Here is a 24,550-nt window from a genome sequence, read left to right as displayed (position 1 = left end):
GATCCTTCAGGAGTGACGTACACCGTGTACACGATCGAGATGGCCTACGCCCGCATGCGCGAGATGCAGGACCTGGCCAACCGCTCGCGTGCCCACCAGACCGCCGAGCGCCGCGCCGAGGCCAAGGCCGCGCGCGAGACCAGCCGCACCGCGCGCGCGAAGAAGCGCTAGTCCCCCTCCCGGGAGCGCGCCTCACCCAGCTCTCCCTTCCACCGGCGGTACAGCCGGTGCGGCACGCCCGCCGCATCCAGCACCCGCCCCGCGACGAAGTCCACCAGATCCTGGATGTGCGTCGCCCCCGCGTAGAACGCCGGAGAGGCGGGCAGCACCACTGCGCCCGCCTCGTCCAGCGCCACCAGCTGCTTCAGCGACTGACCGCCGAGCGGCGTCTCCCGCACCGCGACCACCAGCGGCCGCCGTTCCTTGAGCGTCACGCTCGCCGCCCGCTGCAACAGGTCCTTCGACAGGCCCAGCGCCACCCCGGCCACGCAGGCCGTGCTCGCCGGGACGATGAGCATCCCCTTCGCCGGATACGAGCCCGACGACGGGCCCGCGGCGAGATCGCCCGCGGGCCAGTACCGCACGTCATCCAGACCGGCGGCCGCGAAGTGCGGCTTGCCGTCCGCGCCCAGCGCCAGCCACTCGCGCAGGTCCTCCCGCCAGTGGGCGTCGCGGAACTTGATCCCGGTCTCGTCCAGCAGCGTCAGCCGCGACGCGCGGCTCACCACCAGATCGACGGCCTCACCGGCCGCCAGCAGCCCCCGCACCACGGCGGCGGCATACGGCGTGCCGGACGCCCCGGACACCCCGACCACCCACGGCCGGCGCTCCGGGCGCTGCGCTACACGTTCGTACGGCTCCACGCCCTTGAGCCTAGCCGCAGGCCCACGACCGCCCGCGCGAGGCGGTACCGGCTAGACGCCGAGCCCCCGCGCCACAAGATCGAGCAGTGCACACACGAAAAGCGCAATGCCGATGAAACCATTGACGGTGAAGAATGCCCTGTTCAGGCGGGACAGGTCGTGCGGCTTGACGATCGTGTGCTCGTAGAGGAAGGCCGCGGCCACCACGGCCAGACCCACCCAGAAGAACGCCCCCGCGTCCGTGATCGCCCCGTACCAGGCCAGCAGGCCCGTCGTGATCACGTGGCAGACGCGGGCGCCGTGCAGCGCCGCCGGGACGCCGAAGCGGGCCGGGGTCGACTTCACGCCGTGCGCGCGGTCCGCCATCACGTCCTGGCAGGCGAAGATCAGGTCGAAGCCGCCGATCCACACGCCCACAGCGAGGCCCAGGACCACCGCCTCCCACGACCACTCCCCCGTCACCGCGAGCCACGCGCCCACCGGGCCCATCGCCTGGGCCAGGCCCAGGATCGCGTGCGGGAAGTCGGTGAATCGTTTCCCGTACGGATAGACCACCATCGGGACGACCGCGATCGGGGCCAGCGCCAGGCACAGCGGGTTCAGCAGCGCGGCCGCGCCCAGGAAGAAGAAGACGGCGATGCCGGCGCCGGTCCACGCCGAGCGCACGGACACCGCGCCCGTGACCAGCTCGCGGTTGGCGGTGCGCGGGTTCCGGGCGTCGATCTCGCGGTCGATGATGCGGTTGCAGGCCATCGCGAAGGTGCGCAGGCCGACCATCGCGACGGTGACCAGCAGCAGCCGCGTCCAGTGGACGTTGCCGTACGTCTTGAACATCGCGGTGAGGGTGGCGATGTAGGCGAAGGGCAGCGCGAAGACGGAGTGCTCGATCATCACCAGGCGCAGGAACGCGCGGGTCCGGCCCGGCTGCGGGATCGCGGCGGCGGAGGCGCTCACAGCCCGTACTCCGGTTCATCCCCACAGGCGCGGGGAGCAGACCCTGCCCCCGCGCTGCCCATGAACGCCGTGTCACGGACACTCACAGTCCGTACTCCTTCCACCGCTTGGTCACCCGATCGGCGACTTCCGGATCCGACTCGACCATCCGAGGCCACCCCCCGTCCCGCGTGTAGCCCTCCTCGGGCCACTTCGCCGTCGCGTCGATGCCCGCCTTGCCGCCCCAGAACTGCTGGTACGAGGCGTGGTCGAGGTGGTCGACCGGGCCCTCGACGACGGTCAGGTCGCGCGCGTAGTCGGTGTTGCCCAGCGCCCGCCAGGACACCTCGTGCAGGTCGTGCACGTCGCAGTCCGCGTCCACCACGATGATCAGCTTGGTCAGCGACATCATGTGCGCGCCCCAGATGGCGTGCATGACCTTCTGCGCGTGCTTGGGGTACTTCTTGTCGATCGAGACGATCGCGCAGTTGTGGAAGCCGCCGGACTCGGGCAGGTGGTAGTCCACGATGTCCGGAATGATGATCTTCAGCAGGGGCAGGAAGAACCGCTCCGTGGCCCGGCCGAGCGGGCCGTCCTCCGTCGGCGGGCGGCCGACGACGATGGACTGCAGCAGCGGCCGCTTCCGCATCGTCACGCAGTCGATCGTCAGCGCCGGGAACGGCTCCTGCGGCGTGTAGAAGCCGGTGTGGTCGCCGAAGGGGCCCTCCGGGAGCATCTCGCCCGGCTCCAGCCAGCCCTCGATGACGACCTCCGCGTTCGCGGGGACCTGCAGCGGGACGGTCTTGCAGTCGGTCATCTCGATCCGCTTGCCCGAGATGAAGCCCGCGAAGAGGTACTCGTCGATGTCGCCGGGGAGCGGCGCCGTGGAGGCGTACGTCACGGCCGGCGGGCAGCCGAAGGCGATCGCGACCGGCAGCCGCTCGCCGCGCTTGGCGGCGACCTGGTAGTGGTTGCGGCTGTCCTTGTGGATCTGCCAGTGCATGCCGATGGTGCGCTTGTCGTGGCGCTGGAGGCGGTAGAGGCCCAGGTTCCGCACGCCCGTCTCGGGGTGCTTGGTGTGGGTCAGGCCCAGGTTGAAGAAGGAGCCGCCGTCCTCGGGCCAGGTGAAGAGCGCGGGCAGCTTGTCGAGGTCGACGTCGTCGCCGGTGAGGACGACCTCCTGGACGGGGGCGTCCTTGACCTTGCGCGGCGGCACGTGGGCCATCGCGCCGAGCTTGCCGAACGCCTCGCGCATGCCGGTGAAGCCCTGCGGGAGCTCCGGCTTGAGCAGGCCGCCGATCTTCTCGCTGATCTCGTCGTAGGAGGCGAGGCCCAGGGCCTTGAGCAGCCGGCGGTCGGTGCCGAAGACGTTCATGGCCAGCGGCATGGCCGAGCCCTTGACGTTCTCGAAGAGGAGGGCGGGGCCGCCCGCCTTGTTCACCCGGTCGGTGATCTCGCCGACTTCCAGGTACGGATCGACTTCCGCCTTGATGCGCTTGAGGTCGCCGTCGCGCTCCAGCGCCCGGAGGAACGAGCGAAGGTCGTCGTAAGCCATGCGTTCCAGTATCAAGCACGGACTACCCTGGCTGGGTATCGGGGCCGCGAACCGGCCCGTACCGCCGTCTTCGGGGAGCCGTCCACATGCTCAGGTATCTGCCGTTCCTGCTGATCCTGGCGTTGTGGATCTACGCCTTCGTCGACTGCCTGAACACCCCGGAGAAGGAGGTCCGCGGCCTGCCGAAGATCGCCTGGGTGTTCGTCATCCTGCTCTTCGGCGAGGTGCTGATCGGGCCGGTCGCCTGGCTGATCGCGGGGCGCCCGCGGGCCGCGGCCCGCCCGCGCGGCGGCGGGCGGCAGTGGGTCGCGCCCGATGACAACCCGGAGTTCCTGAAGTCGCTCCGCCGCGACCAGGGCGACCCGCCGCCCGCGGGCTGACCGCGCAGGCGGCCCTGCCCCGCAGACCTGCCCCGCAGACGGGAGCGGGGCTGACATCCCGTCAGACGATTCGCCCGACCGGCCGTCACCCGCCGACGGGCACGTCACCGGCCGTACGGCGTAGCAGCCCATCCCCCGATCGGGTCATAAGAAAAGCGGATTCCGGGCCCCGCACACCGTCCTCCGGGTCAACTCCTCCCTCTTCACCGCCATTTGGCACCCCGTTCACACCCCGTCTCCTGTGCTCGGCACACCCGTGCCGGGAGAGTCCGAGAGGCCACACTGAGGCCTCACGCGACTCCAGGGAGAGGGGCACACGCCATGCCCGACATGACCCGACGCAGACTCCTCGGCTCCGCCGCGGGTGCCGTCGGCGGCGCCGCCGCGCTGTCGCTGCTGCCGCCGAGCGTGCAGCGGGCCGTCGCCACCGGCCCGGCCCGGCGCGGCTCGCTGCGCGACATCGAGCACGTGGTCCTGCTCATGCAGGAGAACCGGTCCTTCGACCACTACTTCGGCACCCTCAAGGGCGTGCGGGGCTTCGGCGACCCGGACGCCATCAAGCTGCCGGGCGGCAGGGACGTCTTCCACCAGCCCGACGAGAAGAACCCCGCCGGCTACCTGCTGCCGTTCCGGCTCGACACGCACAAGTCGAGCGCCCAGGCCATCCCCTCCACCAGCCACGCCTGGTCCGTGCAGCACGAGGCGTGGAACGGCGGGAAGATGGACCGCTGGATGCCGGCGCACCACAAGGCGGACGGCAAGAACGGCCCGTACGTGATGGGCTACCACACCCGCGAGGACATCCCCTTCCAGTTCGCCCTCGCCGAGGCGTTCACCCTCTGCGACAACTACTTCTGCTCGGTCATGGGGCCCACCTGGCCCAACCGGCTGTACTGGATGACGGGCACCATCGACCCGGGCGGCAAGCGCGGCGGCCCCGTCATCGACAACACCGCGCCCGAGCCGTACCGCTGGACGACGTACGCGGAGCGGCTGCAGGCGGCGGGGGTCAGCTGGCGCGTCTACCAGGAGGAGGACAACTACGGCTGCAACCTGCTGGAGCAGTTCCAGCAGTTCAAGGACGCGAAGCCGGGCGATCCGCTGTACGAGCGGGGGATGCGCAGGCTGCCCGCGGGGACCTTCGAGGAGGACGCCCGCAACGGCAGGCTGCCGGCCGTCTCCTGGATCATCCCGACCGCGGCGCAGTCGGAGCACCCGCGCTACCTGCCGGCCGCGGGCGCGGACTACGTGGCGCGGAAGATCGAGGCCATCGCCGACAACCCCGACGTGTGGGCGAAGACGGTCTTCATCCTGAACTACGACGAGAACGACGGCCTCTTCGACCACGTGCCGCCGCCGGTGCCGCCGGAGGGCACGGCGGACGAGTTCGTGGGGAAGCTGCCGATCGGCGGCGGCTTCCGGGTGCCGTGCCTGATCGTGTCGCCGTGGACGGTGGGCGGCTGGGCCGCGGGCGACCCCTTCGACCACACCTCGGTGCTGCGCTTCCTGGAGGTGTGGACGGGGGTGCGGGAGCCGAACATCAGCGCCTGGCGGCGCCGCGCCTTCGGCGATCTGACGTCGGCGTTCGGCTTCACGGACCGGGCCAAGCGGCCGCCGCGGCTGCCCGCGGACACGGCGCGGCAGCTGGAGCAGGCCAAGTGGGACGTGGCCCACCTGCCCAAGCCCGTGCTGCCGGGCGCCCGGCAGCAGCCGCCGGAGCAGGAGAAGGGCTCGCGGCGCAGGCGCTGAGGAGCCTCACTCGGCGCCGCCGGGCGGGGCGCCGGGGTCGCCGGAGCCGCGCAGCTCGTACTCGGCGCGGAGCTTGCGCCAGCGTTCGAGGGTCCACCCCGACCAGTCCGCGGGCCGGCCGGCGAGGGCCTCCAGCAGGTACTCGAAGTGGTGGTGCCAGCCGGCCAGGCAGTCCAGGCGTACGGTGTCGGGTCCGGTGAACTCGTTGGTGAAGTGCAGCAGGGTGCCGCCGACGCCCGCCGGGGCGTCCTCCAGCTCGAAGCGGATCCGGCCGTGGATCTCGACGGTGTACTCGGCCAGCCGCTGCGGCTGCCAGGCGGTGACGCGGCCGGGCGCGACGGTGGCGTGCCCGGCGGCGTCGGTGTTCAGCCAGCGGAGCGTGATGGCCCCGCCCTCCCGCTGCTCGAAGGGCTCGGCCGCGGCCAGCCAGGTGGGCAGGCCCTCGGGCGTGGCGACGGCCAGCCACACCTCGGCCCGCGGGTGGGGCAGCGACAGCTCGTAGCGCAGGAGGTGGCTGTCCTCACCCCGCGGCTCGGACTTCCCGTAGAGGGAGGGGATCTCCATACCCTCAAGCTCTACCACCGCGGCCCGCCCCGCGCGCTTCGAGGAGCGTGCGGGGCGGGCCGTCCGAGGGGATGGGCGCGGTCAGACTCCGGCGTACGAGTGCTTGCCGGTGACGAAGATGTTCACGCCGTAGTAGTTGAAGATGTAGCAGCCGAAGGCGGCGAGGGCGATGTAGGCGGCCTTGCGGCCCTTCCAGCCGGCGGTCGCGCGGGCGTGCAGGTAGCAGGCGTAGGCGACCCAGGTGATGAAGGACCAGACCTCCTTGGGGTCCCAGCCCCAGTAGCGGCCCCAGGCGGCCTCGGCCCAGATGGCGCCCGCGACGATCGTGAAGGTCCACAGCGGGAAGACCGTGGCGTTGATGCGGTAGGCCAGCTTGTCGAGGGTGGCGGCCGAGGGCAGGCGGGACATGGGGTTGTCGGTGCGCAGCGCGAGCTTGGCCTTCAGGCGGGCGTAGCGGCGCTCCTGCGGCAGCTCGCCGAGGTAGCGGCGCAGGCCGGCGCCGGTGCGGCCCTCGACGAGGCGGGCCTCGTAGCCGTCGCGGAAGAGGTAGAGCAGCGTCGAGCAGGCGCCGACCCACAGGGCCGCGCCGGAGAGGATCGCGCAGGAGACGTGGATCCACAGCCAGTACGAGTGCAGGGCCGGGACGAGCTGGTCGCTCTCGGTGTAGAGCACGGAGACGGCGAGGCCCAGGTCGAGGAGGATCGTGGTGGTCAGCGGCAGGCCGAGCCAGCGCACGTTCTTCTTGGCGGCCAGCAGGCCGAGGTAGACGCCGACGACCGTCATGCCGAAGGTCGTGGAGAACTCGTACATGTTGCCCCAGGGCGCCCGCTCCACGGACAGCGCCCGGGTGAGCACCGAGCCGGCGTGCAGCAGGAAGGACAGCACGGTCAGCGAGACGGCGATGCGGCCGTAGACGTCGCCCTTCTCGCTGCTGCCGGCGGCGCCGGGGCCGTCGGGCACGTCGCGGGCGCCGGCGCCCGCGCGGGTGACGACCTTGGGCCGCTCCAGGACGGCGGTGCCGCCCCCTTGGGCGCTCTGCACGCCCGCGGCGCCGGAGCGGGCCGCCCCGGCTTCGGTGGTGATCGCGGCGGCGGTGCGGCCGACGGCGCTCCGGCTGCCGAACACCCACTCGGCGATGTGGGCGAGGAAGGCCAGGGTGTAGACGGCCATGGCCGAGTAGATCAGCACGTTGCTGATGTGGGCCAGGTTCTCGTTGGCTGCGGCAGCGATGGCGGTCACGCGCGCGCTCCTTCGGATGCTGCGGAGGAATCCGCGGACTCGGCGGACTCCGCGGGGTCGGGGGCGTCCGTGGCGGTCACGGGCGGGGCGTCGGCCTGCAGGGCGGCGGCGAGGTCGGCGAGCTCCTCGGGGAGCTTCGCGGACTCGCTGCGGCCGAGGCCGGCCAGCTCGACGACGGTGTGCCCGTCCGCGGCGCGCACGGCCCGCACCCAGACGCGGCGGCGCTGGATGAACAGGGAGCCGGCCACGCCCACGAGGGCGGCGACCGCGCCGGCGAGCGCGGTGGCGTTGCCGGGCTGCTGGGAGATCTGGAAGGTGGCCCAGGGCTTGATGCCCTCGAACTTCAGGGTGCCGCCGTCGGGCAGCGTCATGGTGTCGCCGGTCTTGAGGACCTGCGCGAAGGGGTTGCCGTCCTTGTCCTTGAACTGCTTCATCTTGGACACGTCGAGCTGGTAGACGTTCTGCGGCGTGCCGCTGTCGGTGCCGAGGCTGCCGTGGTAGGCGGTGAGGACGAGGCGCGGATTGTCCAGGTCGGGGAACTGGGACAGCATGGTGCCGGTCTTCAGGTCCAGGGTGGGCACGAAGTTGCCCTTGAAGCCGATCTGGTCCTTCTTGCCGTCCTTGGTGCGGTAGTCGCCGACCTTGAGGACGGTCGACTCGGTGATGTTGTTGTCGATCGGCAGGGACGGGATGCCGCCGCGGAAGGCGATGTCCCCCTGGCCGTCGCGGACGGTGACGACGGGCGCGTAGCCGTGGCCGATCAGGTAGACCTTCGAGCCGGAGGTCTCCAGCGGCTCGTTGACCTTCACGGTGGCCTTGCGGCCGGGCCCGTCGGCGCCCTCGTGGTAGGTGACGTGCGCCTCGTAGGTGCGCGGGGTGCCGCGCTGGGGGCCGGTGCGCTCGTACGTCGCCTCGAAGTCGTCCAGGTAGAAACTGAAGGGCTTGAGGTCGTCGGCCGTGAACAGCGAGCCGGACTTGAAGTCGTCGTACTGCACGAGCGTGTTGGCGAACCCGTCGCCCTCGACGATCAGCTTCTGGCCCTCGGACTTCCACAGCTGCCCGGAGGCGAAGGCGATGAGCAGCACGATCAGCGCGATGTGGAAGACGAGGTTGCCGGCCTCGCGCAGGTAGCCCTTCTCGGAGGCGACGGAGCCGTCGCCGGCCTCGGTGCGGAAACGGCGCTTCTTCAGCAGCGCGCGGGCCGCGGCCAGGACCTGCTCGGGCTCGGCGTCGGTGCGCCAGGTGGTGTGGGCGGGCAGCCGCTTGAGGTTGCGGGGGGCGGCCGGCGGGCGGCCGCGGAGCTGGCCCACGAACTGCCAGGTGCGCGGGACGATGCAGCCGACCAGCGACGTGAACAGCAGGATGTAGATCGCGGAGAACCACACCGAGCTGTAGACGTGGAAGAGGCCGAGCTTGTCGTAGAGCGGCCCGAGCGTCTCGTGGGCCTTCCGCCACTCCTCGGCCTTGACCGCGTCCACGCTGGTCTGCGGGACGAGCGAGCCGGGGATGGTCGCCAGGGAGAGCAGGAACAGCAGGATCAGCGCGACCCGCATGGAGGTCAGCTGGCGCCAGAACCAGCGCGCCCAGCCGATCGCCTCGCGGCCGGCCCAGGCCGCTCCCCCGAGCGCGCCCGGCTTGCGGACGCCGCCGAAGGAGCCGGGCACGGCCTGGCCGCGCTCCTCCTGGGGCGTCGTGGACAGCCGCGCGCCGGCGGCGGCGTCCGTCTCCTCGGCGGCGCGCTCGGCGCCGGGGGTTGTCTCTGTCGTGCCCATGAAATCAGACCTCGGGGGAGAAGGAGCTGGACCACGTCTGCAGTTCGCGGATCATGCTGTCCCACACCCCCGTGACGAGGAGCACGCCGACCACGACCAGCATCAGCCCGCCGGCGCGCATGACCCATGCATAGTGCCGCTTGACCCAGCCGAACGCACCCAGCGCGCGCCGGAAGGCCACCGCGCTGAGGATGAACGGCAGGCCCAGGCCCAGGCAGTAGGCGACGGTCAGCAGCGCGCCGCGCCCGGCGCTGGCCTGGGTGGAGGACAGGGAGAGGACGGAGGCGAGCGTCGGGCCGATGCACGGCGTCCAGCCGAGCCCGAAGAGCGCGCCCAGCAGCGGCGCCCCCACCAGGCCCATCGTCGGCCGGGTGTGGAAGCGGAACTCGCGCTGCCCGAACCGGGTGAGCAGCCCCATGAAGGCGAGGCCCATCGCGATGGTGAGGACCCCCATCACCTTGGTGATGGTCTGCTGGTAGGTCAGCAGGGCGTGGCCGATCCAGCCGAAGAGCGTGCCCGTGGAGACGAAGACGAAGGTGAAGCCGAGGACGAAGAGGGTGGACCCGGCGAGCATCCGGCCCTTGCGGGACTCGGCGAGGTCCGCTCCGCTGACCCCCGTCACATAGGAGAGGTAGCCGGGGACCAGGGGCAGCACGCACGGCGAGAAGAACGAGACGAGCCCGCCGAGCAGCGCGACGGGCAGGGCCAGCAGCAGCGCCCCGGAGAGCACCGTCTGGTTCATCTCGCCGACGGCGACCGTGACGGCGGCGGAGGTGGCGGGGGTCACGGGGTCACTTCTCCGCGACCAGCGGGTCGAGCGTCTTGCGCAGCTCTTCCTCGGTCAGCGCCTTGATCGCGCGAGCGGCGATCTTCCCGTCGCGGTCGATGAAGACCGTGGAGGGGATGGACTGGGGGTTGAGGCTGCCCGCGGGGAAGCGCAGCAGGAGCTTGCCGGCCGAGTCGTACAGGCTCGGGTACGGGACCTCGAACTCCTTCTCGAACTTGATCGCCGGGGCGGGGTCGGAGTCGCGGGTGTTGAGCCCGACGAACTGCACGCCCTTGTCCTTGTAGTCGTTGGCGACGTTGACGAGGTTCTTGGCCTCGGCCCGGCAGGGGGCGCACCACGAGCCCCAGACGTTAAGGACGACGATCTTGCCCTTGTAGTCCTTCGCGACGTCGAGTTCCTTGCCGTCCAGCGTCTTGCCGGAGAGGTCGGGCGCGTCCTGCCGCCCGCTCTTGTCGCTGACGACGCTCACACCGCCCGTGCCCTGCACGAACTGGGTCTGCCCGCCGCTCTTCGGATTGCTGCCCGAGCCGCAGGCGGTCAGGGCCAGGGCCGCGACGGCGGCGAGGATGGCCGGCATGGTGATACGCCGGTGTGGTCCGGGGCGTCGGAAGGCGCGGCAGGCACTCATGTGAAAAGTTTCGCATGGTCCGTTTAGGGATCTTCCGCGCCCCCCTGTGAGGCGAGCCGCCGCCCGGCCGGGCTTCGCAAGGCCCCCGCGGCACCGCTCAGGCGCCCACTCCGGCGTGCCACTTCTCGCCGACCTCCAGCCGGCGCAGGCCCCGCAGCACCGCCGGGTCCTGGGCGTCCAGCCAGTCCGTGAACTGACGGAAGGAGACCAGCCGCACGTCCTTGTACCGATCGTCGGCGATGCGTTTCAGAGCTTCCTCCACGGCATCCATATAAATGCCGCCGTTCCACTCCTCGAAGTGGTTGCCGATGAAGAACGGCGCACGATTCGTCTCGTACGCCCGCTCGAATCCGGCGAGATAGGCGTCGGTCGCCTGCTGTCGCCACTCCGGATAGTGCACCGAAGGGCCGCGCGTGGTGTTCTTCGACTGATTGGCGAGGATGTTGTAGTCCATCGACAGGACCTCGAACGAATGCCCGGGAAAGGGAATCTGCTGCAGCGGGAAATCCCACAGGCCGTGCTTCTTCGACGGCCACACCTGCGTCCCGCCCGGCGAACTCGCGTCGTACCGCCAGCCGAGCTTCGCCGCCGTCGGCAGCAGGTTCTCCTGCCCCAGCAGACACGGCGTCCGCGCGCCCACCAGCTCCTTGCGGTAGTCGAACGGCAGCGGCTCCAGATCGGCGAACCCGGTGTTCGTCCGCCACTCCGTCACGAAGGAGACCGCCTGCTCGATCTCCGACTCCCAGTCCTCCCCCTCCCACCGGCCGACCGAGCCCTCGCCCGAACAGAAGTGGCCGTTGAAGTGGGTGCCGATCTCGTGCCCCTCCAGCCACGCCTCCCGCAGGTTCGCGAGCGTCGCCCGGACGTGCTCGTCGGTGAGGTAGCCGATGTCGGAGGCGCCGACCGGGTTGTTCGGCGGCTTGTACCGGTGCCGCTTCGACTCCGGCAGCAGATACAGCCCGGACAGGAAGAACGTCATCCGCGCGTTGTGCTCCTGCGCCAGCTTCCTGAACCGCGGGAAGAGCCCGTTGCCGACCTCCCCCGCCCCGTCCCACGAGAAGATCACGAACTGCGGCGGCTTCTGACCCGGCTCCAGCCGCTCGGGCTCCGGGGGCTGATTGGGCTGCGGCCCCGCGTCCGCCGTCGAACCGTCACCGATCGGCCTCGCCTTGGCCCGCTCGACCGCCTTCGCCGCCGGACCGCTGCGCCGTTCGGGAGCCGCGGTGGCGGAGCAGCCGGCGACGCCGCCCAGCGCCGCCGCCGCTCCCACACCCCACCCGAGGAGACCCCGTCGGCTGATGTCGCGCATGTCGACTCCGTCCGTGCTCGCCGTGCCCCACGCCGTATGCCGTCCATATAAGACGACATTGCGTGAGAGGGCGCGTCGAGTACGGCGGTTGCGCAGTTTCCCCCGTCTTTACGGAGTTGCCCCGCATTTACGCAGCCGGAGCCGCCTTACGGAGCAACGCGGGCTCCGCCGAAAGGGCTTCGGAAAGGCCGTACGGGAGGGCTTCCGTAAGAGCCTCAGGCAGGCCCTCAGGCGCCGAACGCCTTGGACCCGCCCTTCACCGGCTTGGCCCCCGCGAGGAGATGCGCCGGCACCAGATCCCGGGCCGGTTCGCTGTACCCCACCGAGACGATTTTGTCCCCCCTATAGGTGAAGGTCGTCAGACTCGCCAGGGTGCATTCGCGCTTCCGCGGGTCGTGCCACAGCCGCCGCCGCTCCACGAAACTCCGCACGATCCAGATCGGCAGCTGGTGGCTCACGCACACCGCCTCATGGCCGCGCGCCGCGTCCTTCGCCGCGTCCAGCGCGCCCATCATCCGCACGACCTGCTCGACGTAGGGCTCGCCCCACGACGGGCGGAAAGGATTCGTCAGGTACTTCCAGTTCGCCGGCTTCTTCAGCGCACCGTCACCGACCCCGAACGTCTTGCCCTCGAAGACGTTCGCCGCCTCGATCAGCCGCTCGTCCGTCGCCAGGTCCAGCCCGTGCGTCTTGGCGATCGGCGCGGCCGTCTCCTGCGCCCGCTCCAGCGGCGAGGCCACCACATGGGTGATGTCCCGCCCCGCCAGATGCTCCGCCACCCGGTCCGCCATCCGCCGGCCCAGGTCCGACAGGTGATAACCCGCCCGGCGCCCGTACAGCACGCCCTCCGGGTTGTGCACCTCACCGTGGCGCATCAGGTGCACGACGGTGATGTCGTCCCGCTTCCCCTCCGCACGCTCGCCCGCGCTCACTTCGCCCCCTCCTCGGTCGCCTCGGCCGCCGCCCGTGCCGCAGCCGGCAGCGCCGCCGCGATCCGCTCGACCGCCGCCGCGTCGTGCGCCGTCGACACGAACCACGACTCGAACGCCGACGGCGGCAGGTACACGCCCTGCGACAGCATCGAGTGGAAGAACGCGTTGAAGCGGAACGCCTCCTGCCCCCGCGCGTCGTCGTAGTTCCGCACCTCGCGCCCGGTGAAGAACACCGAGAACATGTTGCTGGCCTTCTGCAGGCGGTGCGCCACGCCCTGCTTCGTCAGCGCCTCGCTCACCAGCCCGCTGATCTCCGCGGACACCGCGTCGACCTTCTCGTACGCCGCGTCGTCCAGCAGCCGCAGCTGCGCGAGACCCGCCGCCGTCGCCACCGGGTTACCCGACAGCGTGCCCGCCTGGTAGACCGGGCCCGCCGGGGCCAGGTGCGCCATCACATCGGCCCGGCCGCCGAACGCCGCCGCCGGGAAGCCGCCGCCCATCACCTTGCCGAACGTCATCAGGTCCGGCTTCACGCCGTCGACGCCGTACCAGCCCGCCTTCGACGTGCGGAAACCCGTCATCACCTCGTCCGAGATGAACAGCGCGCCGTTCTTCGCGCACGCGTCCTTCAGCCCCTGGTTGAAGCCCGGCAGCGGCGGCACCACACCCATGTTGCCCGGCGACGCCTCCGTGATCACACAGGCGATCTCCCCCGGGTTCGCGTGGAACGCCTCGTGCACCGCCTCCAGATCGTTGTACGGCAGCACGATCGTGTCCCCGGCCTGCGCGCCCGTCACACCCGGCGTGTCCGGCAGCCCGAACGTCGCCACGCCCGAACCCGCCGCGGCCAGCAGCGCGTCCACATGACCGTGGTAGCAGCCCGCGAACTTGATCACCTTGGCCCGGCCGGTGAACCCGCGCGCCAGCCGGATCGCCGACATCGTCGCCTCGGTCCCCGACGAGACCAGCCGCACCTGCTCCACCGGCTCGACCCGCGCCACGATCTCCTCGGCCAGCGCGACCTCGCCCTCACCCGGCGTACCGAAGGACGTCCCCCGGGCCACCGCCTCCTGGACGGCCGCGATCACCTCGGGATGCGCGTGCCCGAGGATCATCGGCCCCCACGAACACACGAGGTCGACGTACTCCCGGCCGTCGGCGTCGGTGAGGTACGGACCGGTGCCGGACACCATGAACCGGGGCGTACCACCCACGGCCCGGAAGGCCCGGACCGGGGAGTTCACGCCGCCGGGCGTCACGACAGCGGCGCGGTCGAAGAGTGTCTGCGAGACTGGCGCATGCATGGGGTATGGGTAGCTCACGCTAGCCATGGTCTCAGAGCCTCGCGACGAGTCAGCTCCGGGCGTTTCGCACGCCCCGCACGGGGGAGGTCTCTGAGACGATGATCGGGTTGCGCGGCGGGGGCAGTGCTGCGTAGGAAAAAGCGGTCAGGTGGAGATATGCAGCGCGGTGGCGGACTGGGTGAGGGCACCGGTGACCTGGGCCCCGAGCGCGCCCGGCAGTCCCGCAGGGGACGCCACAGGGGCCGGCGCGACCGGCGCGAGGAGCAGCTCCCTGAGCACCCGGGCGGCACGGACAGCACGAGCGGCATCGGCAACCCGAGCAGTACCGGCAACACTGGCAACACGAGCACTACGCACAACACAGGAAACAGGAGCGGCCGCGTGGGGGTGACCTACAAATACTTCGGCGCACCCAGCAGCGCAGCCGCGGCCAACGTCCCCATCTCCATGCGCCCCGAGGAGCTCGGCGGCGACGAGCTCGGCATGGGCGGCATGTTCACCCGGATCAAGCCGGAGACCGTGGCCGCCATGGTGCTCACCGGCATCGAGGGCATACCCCTGCACAAGGTCCCCCCGCTGGAGCTGGTCGTCCTCCACCCCGACTACGCCGTCGTCAAACTGCCCATGACCGTCGTCGACCCGCTGCGCGGCATCGGCGAGGAGTCCGTGGGCGCCGCCGCCTTCATCTGGTCCACCGTCCCCGACCGCGGCGGCCCCCGCGACGCCTTCGGCGTCTACCAGCTCCTGCGCGAGTGGCAGGACTTCTCCCACCGCCTCCACGAGAACGGCCACCAGCCGTACTGCCTCGTCTGGCCCTGACCCCTCTCGTACGCTGCGATCATGCTGATCGCCCGCTCCATCGCCCTGTTCCTCCTCGCCGCCCTCCTGGAGATCGGCGGCGCCTGGCTGATCTGGCAGGGCGCGCGCGAGCACCGCTCCCCCGGCTGGATCTGGACCGGCGCGGGCATCGCCGCCCTCGGCGCCTACGGCTTCGTCGCCACCCTCCAGCCCGACGCCCACTTCGGCCGCATCCTCGCCGCCTACGGCGGGATCTTCGTCGCCGGCTCGCTCGCCTGGGGCATGGCCGCCGACGGCTACCGGCCCGACCGCTACGACGTCCTCGGCGCACTCGTCTGCCTCATCGGCGTGGCGATCATCATGTACGTGCCACGCGACCGCTGAATATCCTGCCCGGGAACGAGGGACGAGGGACCAGGAAGCCAGGAAGCCAGGAGGCAGCCCCACCATGAGCACCCGCACCGCCGTCATCACCGGCGCGAGCAGCGGCATCGGCGCCGCCACCGCCCGCCGGCTCGCCGCCGAGGGCTACCGCGTCGTCCTCACCGCCCGCCGCGCCGACCGCATCGAGGCCCTCGCAAAGGAGCTCCCCGGCGCCCGGGCCCACGCCCTCGACGTCACCGACCGCGCCGCCGTCGACGCCTTCGCCGCGACCCTCGACCGCGTCGACGTACTGATCAACAACGCCGGCGGCGCCCACGGCGCCGACCCCGTCGCCACCGCCGACCCCGCCGACTGGCGCACCATGTACGAGGTCAACGTCCTCGGCGTGCTCCACATGACCCAGGCCCTGCTGCCCGCCCTCACCGCGAGCGGCGACGGCACGGTCCTGATCCTCTCCTCCACCGCCGCCCTCGGCACCTACGAGGGCGGCAGCGGCTACGCCGCCGCCAAGCACGGCGCCCACGCCGTCGCCGAAACCCTCCGCCTGGAGCTGTGCGGGCAGCCCGTCCGCGTCATCGAGATCGCCCCCGGCATGGTGCGCACCGACGAGTTCGCCCTCACCCGCTTCCGCGGCGACCAGGCCAAGGCCGACGCCGTCTACGCGGGCGTCGCCGAGCCGCTCACCGCCGAGGACGTCGCCGACACCATCGGCTGGGCCGTCACCCGGCCCCCGCACGTGAACGTCGACCTGCTCGTCGTCCGCCCCCGCGCGCAGGCCAGCAACTACAAGGTCCACCGAGAGAACTGAGGAACGCCCCCATGCGCGTCATCGCCTTCGACCACCTCGTCCTCAACGTCGCCGACGTCGAGCGGTCCCTCGCCTTCTACACCGGCCCGCTGGGCCTCGACCCCGTCCGCGTCGACGAGTGGCGCGCGGGCCGGGCCCCCTTCCCGTCCGTGCGCGTCTCCCCCACCACGATCATCGACCTGGTGGAGCGCGAGCGCGGGGACACGGCCGCGTCCAACGTCGACCACATCTGCCTCGTGGTCGAGCCCCTGGACTGGCAGGCCGTCGTCGACTCCGGCACCTTCACCGTCGTCGACGGCCCGGGCCAGCGCTTCGGCGCCCGCGGCAACGCGGAGTCCCTCTACGTCCTCGACCCGGACGGCAACACGGTGGAGCTGCGCTGGTACCCGCAGGACGTCCAGGGCTAGGGGGCCTGGCGCCACCCCGGATCCGGGAGCCCGCCCCAGCGCGCCGGCCGCCCTCCCCCGCCAGAGTGGATCCCACCGCAGCGGGACCGACGGGGAGGGCGGGCGGCCATGGCCACGATGACCGGACGACAACGGCGGGGCATCAGCACCGGCTGGCTGATCACGATGACCGGGCTGAGCCTGGTCGTGACGGCCCTGGCGATCCGCGTCTACCTGCCGCCCGACATGGACACCAGCCGCGTCCCGCCGCGCAGCGACCTGCACTACGCGCTGCTGGTCGGCCACATCTTCACCGGCGCGGTGGCGGCGCTCCTGGGACCCTTGCAGTTCTGGCCCCGGCTGCGGGCCCGCCGCCCGCGCCTGCACCGCTGGACCGGGCGCGCCTACTTCTTCGCGGGCGTCTTCCCCTCGATCCTGTTCGCGGTGCCGGTCGTCTGGTTCGCCCCGGTGGGCTTCTCGAACCAGGCCGCGCTCGGCACCCTGGACGTGCTGTGGGCCGTCACGGGCGTGGCCGCGTACCGGGCGGCGCGGCAGCGGCGCTACGCCGACCACCGGCTGTGGATGATCCGCAACTTCTCGATGACGTTCGTCGCGATCAGCTCGCGGGTGATCCAGCCCTTCGTCGAGCACGCCGTCGCCGCCCAGGCCGAGGACCCGCTGGCGTACGGCGGCGACCCGCTTGCCGCCACCCACGACGTCGCCAGCGCGAGCGCCTGGCTCGCCCTCGTCCTGAGCCTGATCGCGGCGGAGACGTGGATCCGCCACCGCTACGGGCGGCGGGCGGTGCGTGACAGGGCGGTCAGCCCTTCACACACACGACCTGCTTGAGCTTGGCCACGATCGCGACGAGATCCCGCTGCTGGTCCATGACCTGCTCGATCGGCTTGTACGCGGCCGGGATCTCGTCGACCACGCCGCGGTCCTTGCGGCACTCGACGCCGCGCGTCTGGTCCGCCAGGTCCCGCTCGGAGAATCGCTTCTTCGCCTGGTTGCGGCTCATCCGGCGGCCGGCGCCGTGGGAGGCGGAGTTGAACGAGTCCTCGTTGCCCAGGCCGCGGACGATATACGAGCCCGTGCCCATCGAGCCCGGGATGATGCCGTACTCACCGCCGCCCGCGCGGATCGCGCCCTTGCGGGTGACCAGCAGGTCCATGCCCTCGTAGCGCTCCTCGGCCACGTAGTTGTGGTGACAGGAAATGACCGGTTCGAAGGTGACCTTGGCCTTCTTGAACTCCTTGCGGACCACGTCCTTAAAGAGCGCCATCATGATCTCACGGTTGTGCCGCGCGTACTCCTGGGCCCAGAAGAGGTCGTGCCGGTAAGCGGCCATCTGCGGGGTGTCCGCGAGGAAGACGGCGAGGTCACGGTCGACCAGGCCCTGGTTGTGCGACAGCTTCCGGGCCTCGCCGATGTGGTACTCGGCGAGCTCCTTGCCGATGTTGCGGGAGCCGGAGTGCAGCATCAGCCAGACCGAATTTGTCTCATCGAGACAGAACTCAATGAAATGGTTTCCGCCTCCGAGCGAACCCATCTGCTTCAGTGCACGACTCTGACGGAATTTGACCGCCTCCGCGACCCCGTCGAACCGCCCCCAGAAGTCGTCCCACCCCGCCGTCGGCAGCCCGTGCAGCCGGCGCGGGTCGACCGGGTCGTCGTGCATCGCGAAGCCGACCGGGATGGCCTCCTCGATCTTCGACCGCAGCCGCGAGAGGTCGCCGGGCAGGTCGTTGGCCGTCAGCGACGTCTTCACCGCGGACATCCCGCAGCCGATGTCGACGCCGACCGCCGCCGGGCACACCGCGCCCTCCATCGCGATCACCGAGCCGACCGTGGCGCCCTTGCCGAAGTGGACGTCCGGCATGACCGCGAGTCCCTTGATCCATGGCAGGGTGGAGACGTTGCGCAGCTGCTGCATCGCAACGTCCTCGACCGTGGCCGGATCGGTCCACATGCGGATCGGCACCCGGGCGCCGGGCACCTCGGTGTAGGACATGGTTTTCCTCATAACCCCGTAAAAACAAAATAACGCAAAAGCCGGACATATCTCACGATTCACGACAGCGAACCGGCAGACGCGGCGGCGCGTGCGGTAGACATACTGTCCAGCCGCCGCCTCCGCGGCGGCAACACGTTTTCCGGCTCGGGATGCGGCCCGCAGCCGGTGGAAGGGAGCCACGGACAGTGCAGCGAAGGGCTCACGCACCGGCCGCCGCACTGGCCGCCGCCCTGCTCGCCGCGGTGCTCAGCGCCTGCGGCGGCGGGGCCGGCGCCGACGGCGGCGACGACTCCAAGCCCGGCCACGCCGGCTCCTCCGCGCCCGCCGCGCAGCCGGGCAAGTACCACAGCCTCCCGGAGCCCTGCGGCTACGTGAACCGCGACACCCTGCGCCGGCTCCTGCCCGTCACGGGCGAGGACGAGGACGGCCGCGACACCGCGAAGCTCTACAAGGGCCAGGCCGCGATCACCTACGACACCGACCGCCGCGTCGGCTGCCGCTGGAAGCTGGAGACCCCGCAGGGCACCCGGCACCTGGCCGTCGACTTCGAGCGCGTCGTGTCGTACCAGCCGGGCGTCAGCGACGAGCAGCGCGCGGAGCAGCTCTACGGCCGGCAGGCGGCCGCCGCCCACATCCCGGTCTCCCCGGCCTCCCCGTCCGCCTCCGGAGCGTCCGCTTCCGGAGCGTCCGGCTCCGCCGCGGCCTCCGCCGGCGCCTCGCAGGGCGCGAGCTCCGGCCCGCACCCGCAGGGCGGCGCGGCGAGCGGTTCGCCGTCCCCGTCGGCGTCCCGTACGGGCGCGCCGTCGGCCTCCGGTTCCCCGGCCGGCGGTGCCTCGCTCGCGCCGCGCGTCCTCGACGATCTCGGCGACGACGCGTTCATCGACGACAAGCTGATCAACTCGGGCTCGGGCGTGCACCGCGACATCAACATCGTCTTCCGGGCGGCGAACGTGATCGTCACCATCGCCTACGACCAGTGGTCGGTCGACAAGCTGCACGTCCCCGCCAGTGAGGACCTGCAGGGCAAGGCCCAGTCCCTGGCCCGCGAGCTCGAAGCGGGGCACTTCGGCAATTAGCTTCCGGTAGCTTCCGGCAATCAGCTTCCCGGCGATCAGCCCGAACCGGCCCGGCGCGTACGCCCCGATTGCGGCCCCCGGCCCGCACCGGCCGCGTACCGTGCCGAGCAGACGGGCCGGACCGGATCGCACCGGCCCGGCCGACCAGACCGGGCGGGCCGCCCAGGCGCCCGCCCCTCGACACCGAACGAGCGAAGGACCCATGCACCGAACAGCCCCGCGACTCGCCCGACTCCTCGCCTGCGCCGCAGTACCGGTGATGCTCGTCGCCACCGGCTGCTCGGACGACGACGGCGGTTCGAAGAAGAAGGCCTCGACCACCCCGTCGCAGTCGGCGACGGCGCCCAGCGCCTCCCCGTCCGTCAAGGCGGCCACGTTCGCCAAGCTGCCGCCGGAGGTCTGCAAGACCGTCGGCGAGAAGACGATCGACTCGCTGGTGCCGAAGGCGAAGAAGAAGGAGGGCGAGGCCCTCCCCACCAGCGACGCCAACGACTCGGCGAGCTGCTTCTGGAACGGCCTGAACGACGAGGACGTCAAGGACCTGCAGTTCCGTTCGCTGACGGTCTCCTTCAAGCGGCTGTCCTCCGACCCGACGCTCGGCTCGGGCGAGAAGCGCGCCGAGAAGTTCGCCGAGCAGCAGGTGACGAAGGCGGCGACGGCCGACGGCGCGAAGGACGCGAAGACCGGCAAGGCCGAGGGCATCGGCGACGGCGCGAACCTGGTCGCGACGGACACCAAGAAGGACGACGACGACTACCGCAACGCGACGGTCGTGGCCCGTACGGGCAATGTGGTGGTCACCGTGAAGTACAGCGGCGCCGTTGTGCGCGGTGCGCGTTACGCGGCCAGCAGCTTGCGCACCCGGTCCGCGCCCACCGCGAGGAGCAGCGTGGGCAGGCGCGGGCCGGTGTCGCGGCTCACCAGCAGGTGGTAGAGGAGCGCGAAGAAGGACCGCTGGGCGACCTTCAGCTCCGGGGTGGGCTTGGCGTCGGGCGTGAGGCCGGCCTGGACCTTGGGCACGCCGTAGACGAGCGTGGTCAGGCCGTCGAGCGACCAGTGGTCGTCCAGGCCCTCCAGGAGCAGCCGCAGCGATTCGCGGGCCTGGTCGTCGAGGGAGGCCAGGAGCTCGGTGTCGGGCTCGGAGCGGACGATCGTGCGGGACTCGGCGGGGACCTGGGTGTTGATCCAGTGCTCGGCGCGGTCCAGGCGCGGCCGGACCTCGTCGAGGTCGGTGACCGGGTTGGCCGGGTCGAGGTCGCTGAGGATGCGGATCGTCTGCTCGTCGTGGCCGGCGGTGATGTCGACGACGGAGGCGAGCGTGCGGTACGGCAGCGGCCGCGGGGTGCGCGGCAGCTCGCCGGCGGCGGTGCGGGCGGCGCGGGAGTGGGCGGCGGCGTCGGCGGGCAGGACGGTGCCGTCGGCGACCTTGGCCTCCAGCTTGTCCCACTCGTCGTAGAGCCGCTGGATCTCCTGGTCGAAGGCGATCTTGAAGGACTGGTTGGGCTTGCGGCGGGCGTACAGCCAGCGCAGCAGCGGCGCCTCCATGATCTTCAGGGCGTCGCCCGGGGTGGGGACCCCGCCCTTGGAGGAGGACATCTTGGCCATGCCGCTGATGCCGACGAAGGCGTACATCGGGCCGATGGGCTGCTCGCCGCCGAAGACCTTGCGGACGATCTGGCCGCCGACGACGAAGGACGAGCCGGGCGAGGAGTGGTCGACGCCGGAGGGCTCGAAGATGACGCCCTCGTAGGCCCAGCGCATGGGCCAGTCGACCTTCCAGACCAGCTTGCCGCGGTTGAACTCGCTGAGCAGGACGGTCTCGGTGTGGCCGCAGACGCAGGTGTAGGTGAGCTCGGTGCTCTCGTCGTCGTAGGCGGTGACGGTGGTGAGGTCGCGCTCGCAGGCGCCGCAGTAGGGCTTGTACGGGAAGTAGCCCGCGCTGCCGGCGCTGCCGTCGTCCTCGGCGGCGGCGCCGGAGCCCTCGGCGGCCTCCAGCTCGGCCTCGTCGACGGGCTTCTGCTGCTTCTGGCCCTGCTTCTTCGGCTGGCCGGTCGCCTTGTCCTTCGTCCGGTACTGGTCGAGGATCGCGTCGATGTCGGCGCGGTGCTTCATCGCGTGCAGGATCTGCTCGCGGTAGACGCCGGAGGTGTACTGCTCGGTCTGGCTGATCGGGTCGTACTCGATGCCGAGCTCGGCGAGCGCGGCGACCATGGCGGCCTTGAAGTGCTCGGCCCAGTTCGGGTACGCGGAGCCGGCGGGGGCGGGCACCGACGTCAGGGGCTTGCCGATGTGCTCGGCCCAGGACGCGTCGATGCCGGGGACGCCGTTCGGCACCTTGCGGTAGCGGTCGTAGTCGTCCCAGGACAGCACGTGGCGGACCTGGTGGCCGCGGCGGCGGATCTCGTCGGCGACCAGGTGCGGGGTCATGACCTCGCGGAGGTTGCCGAGGTGGATCGGGCCGGAGGGCGACAGGCCGGAGGCGACGACGATCGGTTTGCCGGGGGCCCGGCGCTCCGCTTCGGCAATGACCTCGTCGGCGAAACGGGAGACCCAGTCGGCCTCGGTGCTCTGAGCCTGAGCCACGGCACTTCCTTCCTTACGGTCCTGGCATGACCATTGTCCCAGACGGGAGGGCCGGCTCCGGGGTTGCCCGGCTCCGCCGAAATTACCGCGGGGGCCGTGGTAGGCGCATGGGATAATCGGCGGGACCATCAATGCCGCCTACTGGAATGGCACCTTCCCATGGCTTCGGTTCCCTCCCTCGCTTCCTCGCTCCACCAGCGCATCGCGGACGCCCTCTCGGCAGCCCTGCCGGAGGCCGGTGCCGCCGATCCGCTGCTGCGACGCAGCGACCGGGCCGACTTCCAGGCGAACGGCATGCTGGCGCTGGCGAAGCGCCTCAAGGGCAACCCCCGCGAGCTGGCGGGCAAGGTCGTCGAAGGGCTGCCCGCGGGCGAGCTGATCAAGGAGGTCGAGGTCTCGGGCCCCGGCTTCCTGAACATCACGGTCACGGACGGGGCGATCACGAAGACCCTGGCCGCGCGCGCCGCGGACGAGCGGCTGGGCGTGCCGCTCACGGAGCGGCCCGGCACGACCGTCATCGACTGGGCCCAGCCGAACGTGGCCAAGGAGATGCACGTCGGTCACCTGCGCAACTCGGTGATCGGCAATTCGGTCGTGCGGATCCTGGAGTTCACCGGCGAGAAGGTGATCAGCCGCCACCACATCGGCGACTGGGGCACCCAGTTCGGCATGCTCATCCAGTATCTGATCGAGCACCCGCACGAGCTGGACCACAAGGCGGGCGAGGAGGTCTCCGGCGAGGAGGCCATGTCGAACCTCAACCGCCTGTACAAGGCCTCGCGCGCGCTCTTCGACTCGGACGAGGAGTTCAAGGCGCGCGCCCGGCGCCGGGTGGTGGACCTCCAGGCGGGCGACGAGGAGACCCTCGCGCTGTGGCAGCGGTTCGTCGACGAGTCGAAGATCTACTTCTACTCGGTCTTCGACAAGCTGGACGTCGAGATCCGTGACGAGGACATCGTCGGCGAGTCCGGCTACAACGACATGCTGGCGGAGACCTGCCGGATGCTGGAGGAGTCCGGTGTCGCGGTGCGCTCCGAGGGCGCGCTGTGCGTGTTCTTCGACGACGTGAAGGGCCCGGACGGCAATCCGGTGCCGCTGATCGTGCAGAAGTCGGACGGCGGCTTCGGCTACGCGGCCACCGACCTCTCGGCGATCCGCGACCGCGTCTTCAACCTGAAGGCCGACACGCTGCTGTACGTGGTGGACGTCCGGCAGTCCCTGCACTTCAAGATGGTCTTCGAGACGGCCCGGCGGGCCGGCTGGCTGACGGACGACGTCAAGGCCGTGCAGCTGGGCTTCGGCACGGTCCTGGGCAAGGACGGCAAGCCGTTCAAGACGCGCGAGGGCGAGACGGTCCGCCTGGTGGACCTGCTGGACGAGGCCATCGACCGCGCCTCTGCGATCGTCCGCGAGAAGGCGCAGGACCTCACCGAGGAGGAGATCGCCGAGCGGGGTGCCCAGGTGGGCATCGGCGCCGTGAAGTACGCGGACCTGTCCACGTCGGCCGCCCGCGACTACAAGTTCGACCTGGACCAGATGGTGTCCCTCAACGGCGACACCTCGGTCTACCTGCAGTACGCGTTCGCCCGCATCCAGTCCATCCTGCGCAAGGCGGGCGAGGCCGGGCCGGTCGCGCACCCGGAGCTGGCGCTGGCCCCGGCCGAGCGCGCGCTGGGCCTGCACCTGGACCAGTTCGCGGCGACGGTCGCGGAGGCCGCCGGGGAGTACGCCCCGCACAAGCTGGCCGGCTACCTCTACCAGCTCGCCTCGCTGTACACGTCGTTCTACGACCAGTGCCCGGTGCTCAAGGCCGAGGACGCGGCCCAGGTGGAGAACCGCCTCTTCCTGTGCGAGCTGACGGCGCGCACGCTGCGCCAGGGCATGGAGCTGCTGGGCATCCGCACGCCCGAGCGCCTGTAGCGCCCGGCGGGAGGGGGCGGGTCAGGCGGCTTCGCCGCCGCCCTCGCTCCCTCCCCCGCCCAGCTCGAACCAGACGAGCTTGCCGGTGAGCCCCTGGGGCTGCCGGCGCAGCGCGAACCCTCCCCAGCTGTCGGCGCAGCGCATGACGAGCGCGAGCCCGCGGCCTTCTTCGGCGTCCTCTCGGGGCAGGGCGGTGGCCCGCAGGCCCGGCAGGGCGGGGTTGGTGTCCCACACGGTCACGCGCACCGCGCTGCCCTTGCCGTCGCGCCGCACGCGTACGGAGGCGGGCCCGCCGGAGTGCCGGTAGGAGTTGGTGACCAGCTCCGAGGTGAGCAGTTCGGCGGTCTCGGCCACGCGCGCGTAGCCGTGCTCCTCGAAGATCGTGCGGAGGGTGCGGCGGGCGATGCAGGGCGCGAGCGGGTCGGAGGGGACCTGGAGGGTGTACTCCCAGCTCTCGGGGAGCCCTGGGTCGGTGCTCATGGGCGCGTCTCCGCGGAGGGGGTCGGTGTGCGCCACAAGCTAGGGCCGCTGCCCGGGGGCTTTCCACTGTTTCGGCGGAATTC

25 protein-coding genes are annotated in these 24,550 nt (G+C 71.2%); 11 read left to right on the top strand and 14 right to left on the bottom strand.

The window, feature by feature from the left end; genetic code table 11:
* Positions 1 to 12 precede the first annotated feature (12 nt).
* Positions 13 to 171 carry a hypothetical protein gene (locus ACSNOH_RS09985; protein WP_436720887.1) on the top strand — a complete coding sequence of 53 codons (159 nt, stop codon included), beginning with the start codon at positions 13 to 15 and terminating at the stop codon, positions 169 to 171.
* Here the strand turns inward: ACSNOH_RS09985 and ACSNOH_RS09980 are convergent.
* The 3 genes from ACSNOH_RS09980 to ACSNOH_RS09970 all read right to left on the bottom strand — a co-directional run bounded on the left by ACSNOH_RS09980 (position 168) and on the right by ACSNOH_RS09970 (position 3,351).
* The gene (locus tag ACSNOH_RS09980) at positions 168 to 863 is read right to left on the bottom strand and encodes a UbiX family flavin prenyltransferase (RefSeq protein ID WP_436720886.1); all 696 of its coding nucleotides are present in this window, start codon (positions 861 to 863) and stop codon (positions 168 to 170) included. The genes ACSNOH_RS09985 and ACSNOH_RS09980 overlap by 4 nt on opposite strands.
* Positions 864 to 914: 51 nt before the next feature.
* Positions 915 to 1,817: a menaquinone biosynthesis prenyltransferase MqnP gene (gene mqnP, locus ACSNOH_RS09975; protein WP_436720885.1), complete on the bottom strand. Its 903-nt coding sequence runs from the start codon at positions 1,815 to 1,817 to the stop codon at positions 915 to 917.
* An 82-nt stretch (positions 1,818 to 1,899) separates the two neighbouring features.
* Entirely contained in the window at positions 1,900 to 3,351 is a 1,452-nt protein-coding gene (locus tag ACSNOH_RS09970) for a menaquinone biosynthesis decarboxylase (protein ID WP_436720884.1), read from the bottom strand.
* A gap of 86 nt (positions 3,352 to 3,437) precedes the next feature.
* Here ACSNOH_RS09970 and ACSNOH_RS09965 point away from each other — a divergent pair, with 86 nt between their 5' ends.
* Together ACSNOH_RS09965 and ACSNOH_RS09960 are read left to right on the top strand one after the other, a co-directional pair.
* On the top strand, positions 3,438 to 3,731 hold the full coding sequence (locus ACSNOH_RS09965; protein ID WP_436720883.1) for a PLD nuclease N-terminal domain-containing protein: 294 nt from the start codon (positions 3,438 to 3,440) through the stop codon (positions 3,729 to 3,731).
* 321 nt (positions 3,732 to 4,052) lie between these two features.
* Positions 4,053 to 5,480, top strand: coding sequence for a phosphocholine-specific phospholipase C (locus tag ACSNOH_RS09960; RefSeq protein ID WP_436720882.1), 1,428 nt, complete (start codon positions 4,053 to 4,055; stop codon positions 5,478 to 5,480).
* 6 nt (positions 5,481 to 5,486) lie between these two features.
* On the opposite strand, the gene ACSNOH_RS09955 is transcribed toward ACSNOH_RS09960, so the two are convergent.
* The 8 genes from ACSNOH_RS09955 to hemL form a co-directional block, all read right to left on the bottom strand.
* Positions 5,487 to 6,044: an SRPBCC domain-containing protein gene (locus tag ACSNOH_RS09955; RefSeq protein ID WP_436720881.1), complete on the bottom strand. Its 558-nt coding sequence runs from the start codon at positions 6,042 to 6,044 to the stop codon at positions 5,487 to 5,489.
* Between the two features lie 81 nt (positions 6,045 to 6,125).
* Positions 6,126 to 7,283: a c-type cytochrome biogenesis protein CcsB gene (gene ccsB, locus ACSNOH_RS09950; RefSeq protein ID WP_436720880.1), complete on the bottom strand. Its 1,158-nt coding sequence runs from the start codon at positions 7,281 to 7,283 to the stop codon at positions 6,126 to 6,128.
* Positions 7,280 to 9,055, bottom strand: a complete 1,776-nt coding sequence (resB, locus tag ACSNOH_RS09945; RefSeq protein ID WP_436720879.1) for a cytochrome c biogenesis protein ResB — start codon at positions 9,053 to 9,055, stop codon at positions 7,280 to 7,282. The genes ccsB and resB overlap by 4 nt, the downstream gene beginning before the upstream one ends.
* Positions 9,056 to 9,059: 4 nt before the next feature.
* Positions 9,060 to 9,797: a cytochrome c biogenesis CcdA family protein gene (locus ACSNOH_RS09940; RefSeq protein ID WP_436720896.1), complete on the bottom strand. Its 738-nt coding sequence runs from the start codon at positions 9,795 to 9,797 to the stop codon at positions 9,060 to 9,062.
* 49 nt (positions 9,798 to 9,846) lie between these two features.
* Entirely contained in the window at positions 9,847 to 10,470 is a 624-nt protein-coding gene (locus tag ACSNOH_RS09935; RefSeq protein WP_436720878.1) for a TlpA family protein disulfide reductase, read from the bottom strand.
* 97 nt (positions 10,471 to 10,567) lie between these two features.
* Positions 10,568 to 11,779: a hypothetical protein gene (locus ACSNOH_RS09930; protein WP_436720877.1), complete on the bottom strand. Its 1,212-nt coding sequence runs from the start codon at positions 11,777 to 11,779 to the stop codon at positions 10,568 to 10,570.
* Between the two features lie 227 nt (positions 11,780 to 12,006).
* On the bottom strand, positions 12,007 to 12,654 hold the full coding sequence (locus ACSNOH_RS09925) for a histidine phosphatase family protein (protein WP_436720895.1): 648 nt from the start codon (positions 12,652 to 12,654) through the stop codon (positions 12,007 to 12,009).
* A 53-nt stretch (positions 12,655 to 12,707) separates the two neighbouring features.
* Positions 12,708 to 14,042, bottom strand: coding sequence for a glutamate-1-semialdehyde 2,1-aminomutase (gene hemL / locus ACSNOH_RS09920; protein ID WP_436720876.1), 1,335 nt, complete (start codon positions 14,040 to 14,042; stop codon positions 12,708 to 12,710).
* A 354-nt stretch (positions 14,043 to 14,396) separates the two neighbouring features.
* Between hemL and ACSNOH_RS09915 the strand changes: the two genes are divergently transcribed.
* From ACSNOH_RS09915 to ACSNOH_RS09895, 5 genes are all read left to right on the top strand, one after another.
* Positions 14,397 to 14,834: a hypothetical protein gene (locus tag ACSNOH_RS09915; protein ID WP_436720875.1), complete on the top strand. Its 438-nt coding sequence runs from the start codon at positions 14,397 to 14,399 to the stop codon at positions 14,832 to 14,834.
* 21 nt (positions 14,835 to 14,855) lie between these two features.
* Positions 14,856 to 15,197, top strand: coding sequence for a YnfA family protein (locus tag ACSNOH_RS09910; RefSeq protein ID WP_436720874.1), 342 nt, complete (start codon positions 14,856 to 14,858; stop codon positions 15,195 to 15,197).
* A 64-nt stretch (positions 15,198 to 15,261) separates the two neighbouring features.
* A complete protein-coding gene (locus ACSNOH_RS09905) occupies positions 15,262 to 16,005 on the top strand; it encodes an SDR family NAD(P)-dependent oxidoreductase (protein ID WP_436720873.1) in 744 nt (247 codons plus the stop codon).
* Positions 16,006 to 16,016: 11 nt separating this feature from the next.
* Positions 16,017 to 16,412 carry a VOC family protein gene (locus tag ACSNOH_RS09900; protein ID WP_436720872.1) on the top strand — a complete coding sequence of 132 codons (396 nt, stop codon included), beginning with the start codon at positions 16,017 to 16,019 and terminating at the stop codon, positions 16,410 to 16,412.
* 108 nt (positions 16,413 to 16,520) lie between these two features.
* Entirely contained in the window at positions 16,521 to 17,240 is a 720-nt protein-coding gene (locus ACSNOH_RS09895) for a DUF2306 domain-containing protein (protein WP_436720871.1), read from the top strand.
* Here the strand turns inward: ACSNOH_RS09895 and ACSNOH_RS09890 are convergent.
* A complete protein-coding gene (locus ACSNOH_RS09890) occupies positions 17,212 to 18,405 on the bottom strand; it encodes an RtcB family protein (RefSeq protein WP_436720870.1) in 1,194 nt (397 codons plus the stop codon). The genes ACSNOH_RS09895 and ACSNOH_RS09890 overlap by 29 nt on opposite strands.
* 188 nt (positions 18,406 to 18,593) lie before the next feature.
* Here ACSNOH_RS09890 and ACSNOH_RS09885 point away from each other — a divergent pair, with 188 nt between their 5' ends.
* Together ACSNOH_RS09885 and ACSNOH_RS09880 are read left to right on the top strand one after the other, a co-directional pair.
* Positions 18,594 to 19,484, top strand: coding sequence for a hypothetical protein (locus ACSNOH_RS09885; RefSeq protein ID WP_436720869.1), 891 nt, complete (start codon positions 18,594 to 18,596; stop codon positions 19,482 to 19,484).
* Between the two features lie 202 nt (positions 19,485 to 19,686).
* Complete coding sequence (locus ACSNOH_RS09880) at positions 19,687 to 20,418, top strand: hypothetical protein (protein WP_436720868.1); 732 nt, start codon at positions 19,687 to 19,689, stop codon at positions 20,416 to 20,418.
* Here the strand turns inward: ACSNOH_RS09880 and lysS are convergent.
* Positions 20,322 to 22,067, bottom strand: coding sequence for a lysine--tRNA ligase (gene lysS / locus ACSNOH_RS09875; RefSeq protein WP_436720867.1), 1,746 nt, complete (start codon positions 22,065 to 22,067; stop codon positions 20,322 to 20,324). The two genes, ACSNOH_RS09880 and lysS, sit on opposite strands and share 97 nt — an antisense overlap.
* Before the next feature lie 159 nt (positions 22,068 to 22,226).
* Here lysS and argS point away from each other — a divergent pair, with 159 nt between their 5' ends.
* Positions 22,227 to 23,987, top strand: coding sequence for an arginine--tRNA ligase (gene argS, locus ACSNOH_RS09870; RefSeq protein WP_436720866.1), 1,761 nt, complete (start codon positions 22,227 to 22,229; stop codon positions 23,985 to 23,987).
* Positions 23,988 to 24,008: 21 nt separating this feature from the next.
* Here the strand turns inward: argS and ACSNOH_RS09865 are convergent, their stop codons facing one another.
* Positions 24,009 to 24,467 (bottom strand): ATP-binding protein, encoded by a 459-nt coding sequence (locus ACSNOH_RS09865; protein WP_436720865.1) that lies wholly within the window; start codon positions 24,465 to 24,467, stop codon positions 24,009 to 24,011.
* Positions 24,468 to 24,550: the final 83 nt, after the last annotated feature.

The organism is Streptomyces sp. URMC 127, assembly GCF_051386535.1.
Lineage (GTDB): Bacteria > Actinomycetota > Actinomycetes > Streptomycetales > Streptomycetaceae > Streptomyces.
The sequence above is the reverse complement of the archived record's forward strand: the minus strand, read 5'-3'. Positions and strand labels throughout refer to the sequence as shown.

Coding starts and splice junctions, on each gene's coding strand:
- ACSNOH_RS09960 (WP_436720882.1), top strand. CDS start 4,053: ATGCCCGACATGACCCGACGCAGACTCCTCGGCTCCGCCGCGGGTGCC.
- ACSNOH_RS09890 (WP_436720870.1), bottom strand. CDS start 18,405: ATGTCCTACACCGAGGTGCCCGGCGCCCGGGTGCCGATCCGCATGTGG.
- argS (WP_436720866.1), top strand. CDS start 22,227: ATGGCTTCGGTTCCCTCCCTCGCTTCCTCGCTCCACCAGCGCATCGCG.
- ACSNOH_RS09905 (WP_436720873.1), top strand. CDS start 15,262: ATGAGCACCCGCACCGCCGTCATCACCGGCGCGAGCAGCGGCATCGGC.
- ACSNOH_RS09865 (WP_436720865.1), bottom strand. CDS start 24,467: ATGAGCACCGACCCAGGGCTCCCCGAGAGCTGGGAGTACACCCTCCAG.
- ACSNOH_RS09970 (WP_436720884.1), bottom strand. CDS start 3,351: ATGGCTTACGACGACCTTCGCTCGTTCCTCCGGGCGCTGGAGCGCGAC.
- ACSNOH_RS09895 (WP_436720871.1), top strand. CDS start 16,521: ATGGCCACGATGACCGGACGACAACGGCGGGGCATCAGCACCGGCTGG.
- ACSNOH_RS09940 (WP_436720896.1), bottom strand. CDS start 9,797: ATGAACCAGACGGTGCTCTCCGGGGCGCTGCTGCTGGCCCTGCCCGTC.
- resB (WP_436720879.1), bottom strand. CDS start 9,055: ATGGGCACGACAGAGACAACCCCCGGCGCCGAGCGCGCCGCCGAGGAG.
- ACSNOH_RS09955 (WP_436720881.1), bottom strand. CDS start 6,044: ATGGAGATCCCCTCCCTCTACGGGAAGTCCGAGCCGCGGGGTGAGGAC.
- ACSNOH_RS09965 (WP_436720883.1), top strand. CDS start 3,438: ATGCTCAGGTATCTGCCGTTCCTGCTGATCCTGGCGTTGTGGATCTAC.
- ACSNOH_RS09925 (WP_436720895.1), bottom strand. CDS start 12,654: ATGCGCCACGGTGAGGTGCACAACCCGGAGGGCGTGCTGTACGGGCGC.
- ACSNOH_RS09910 (WP_436720874.1), top strand. CDS start 14,856: ATGCTGATCGCCCGCTCCATCGCCCTGTTCCTCCTCGCCGCCCTCCTG.
- ACSNOH_RS09900 (WP_436720872.1), top strand. CDS start 16,017: ATGCGCGTCATCGCCTTCGACCACCTCGTCCTCAACGTCGCCGACGTC.
- hemL (WP_436720876.1), bottom strand. CDS start 14,042: ATGGCTAGCGTGAGCTACCCATACCCCATGCATGCGCCAGTCTCGCAG.
- ACSNOH_RS09930 (WP_436720877.1), bottom strand. CDS start 11,779: ATGCGCGACATCAGCCGACGGGGTCTCCTCGGGTGGGGTGTGGGAGCG.
- ACSNOH_RS09935 (WP_436720878.1), bottom strand. CDS start 10,470: ATGAGTGCCTGCCGCGCCTTCCGACGCCCCGGACCACACCGGCGTATC.
- ACSNOH_RS09880 (WP_436720868.1), top strand. CDS start 19,687: ATGCACCGAACAGCCCCGCGACTCGCCCGACTCCTCGCCTGCGCCGCA.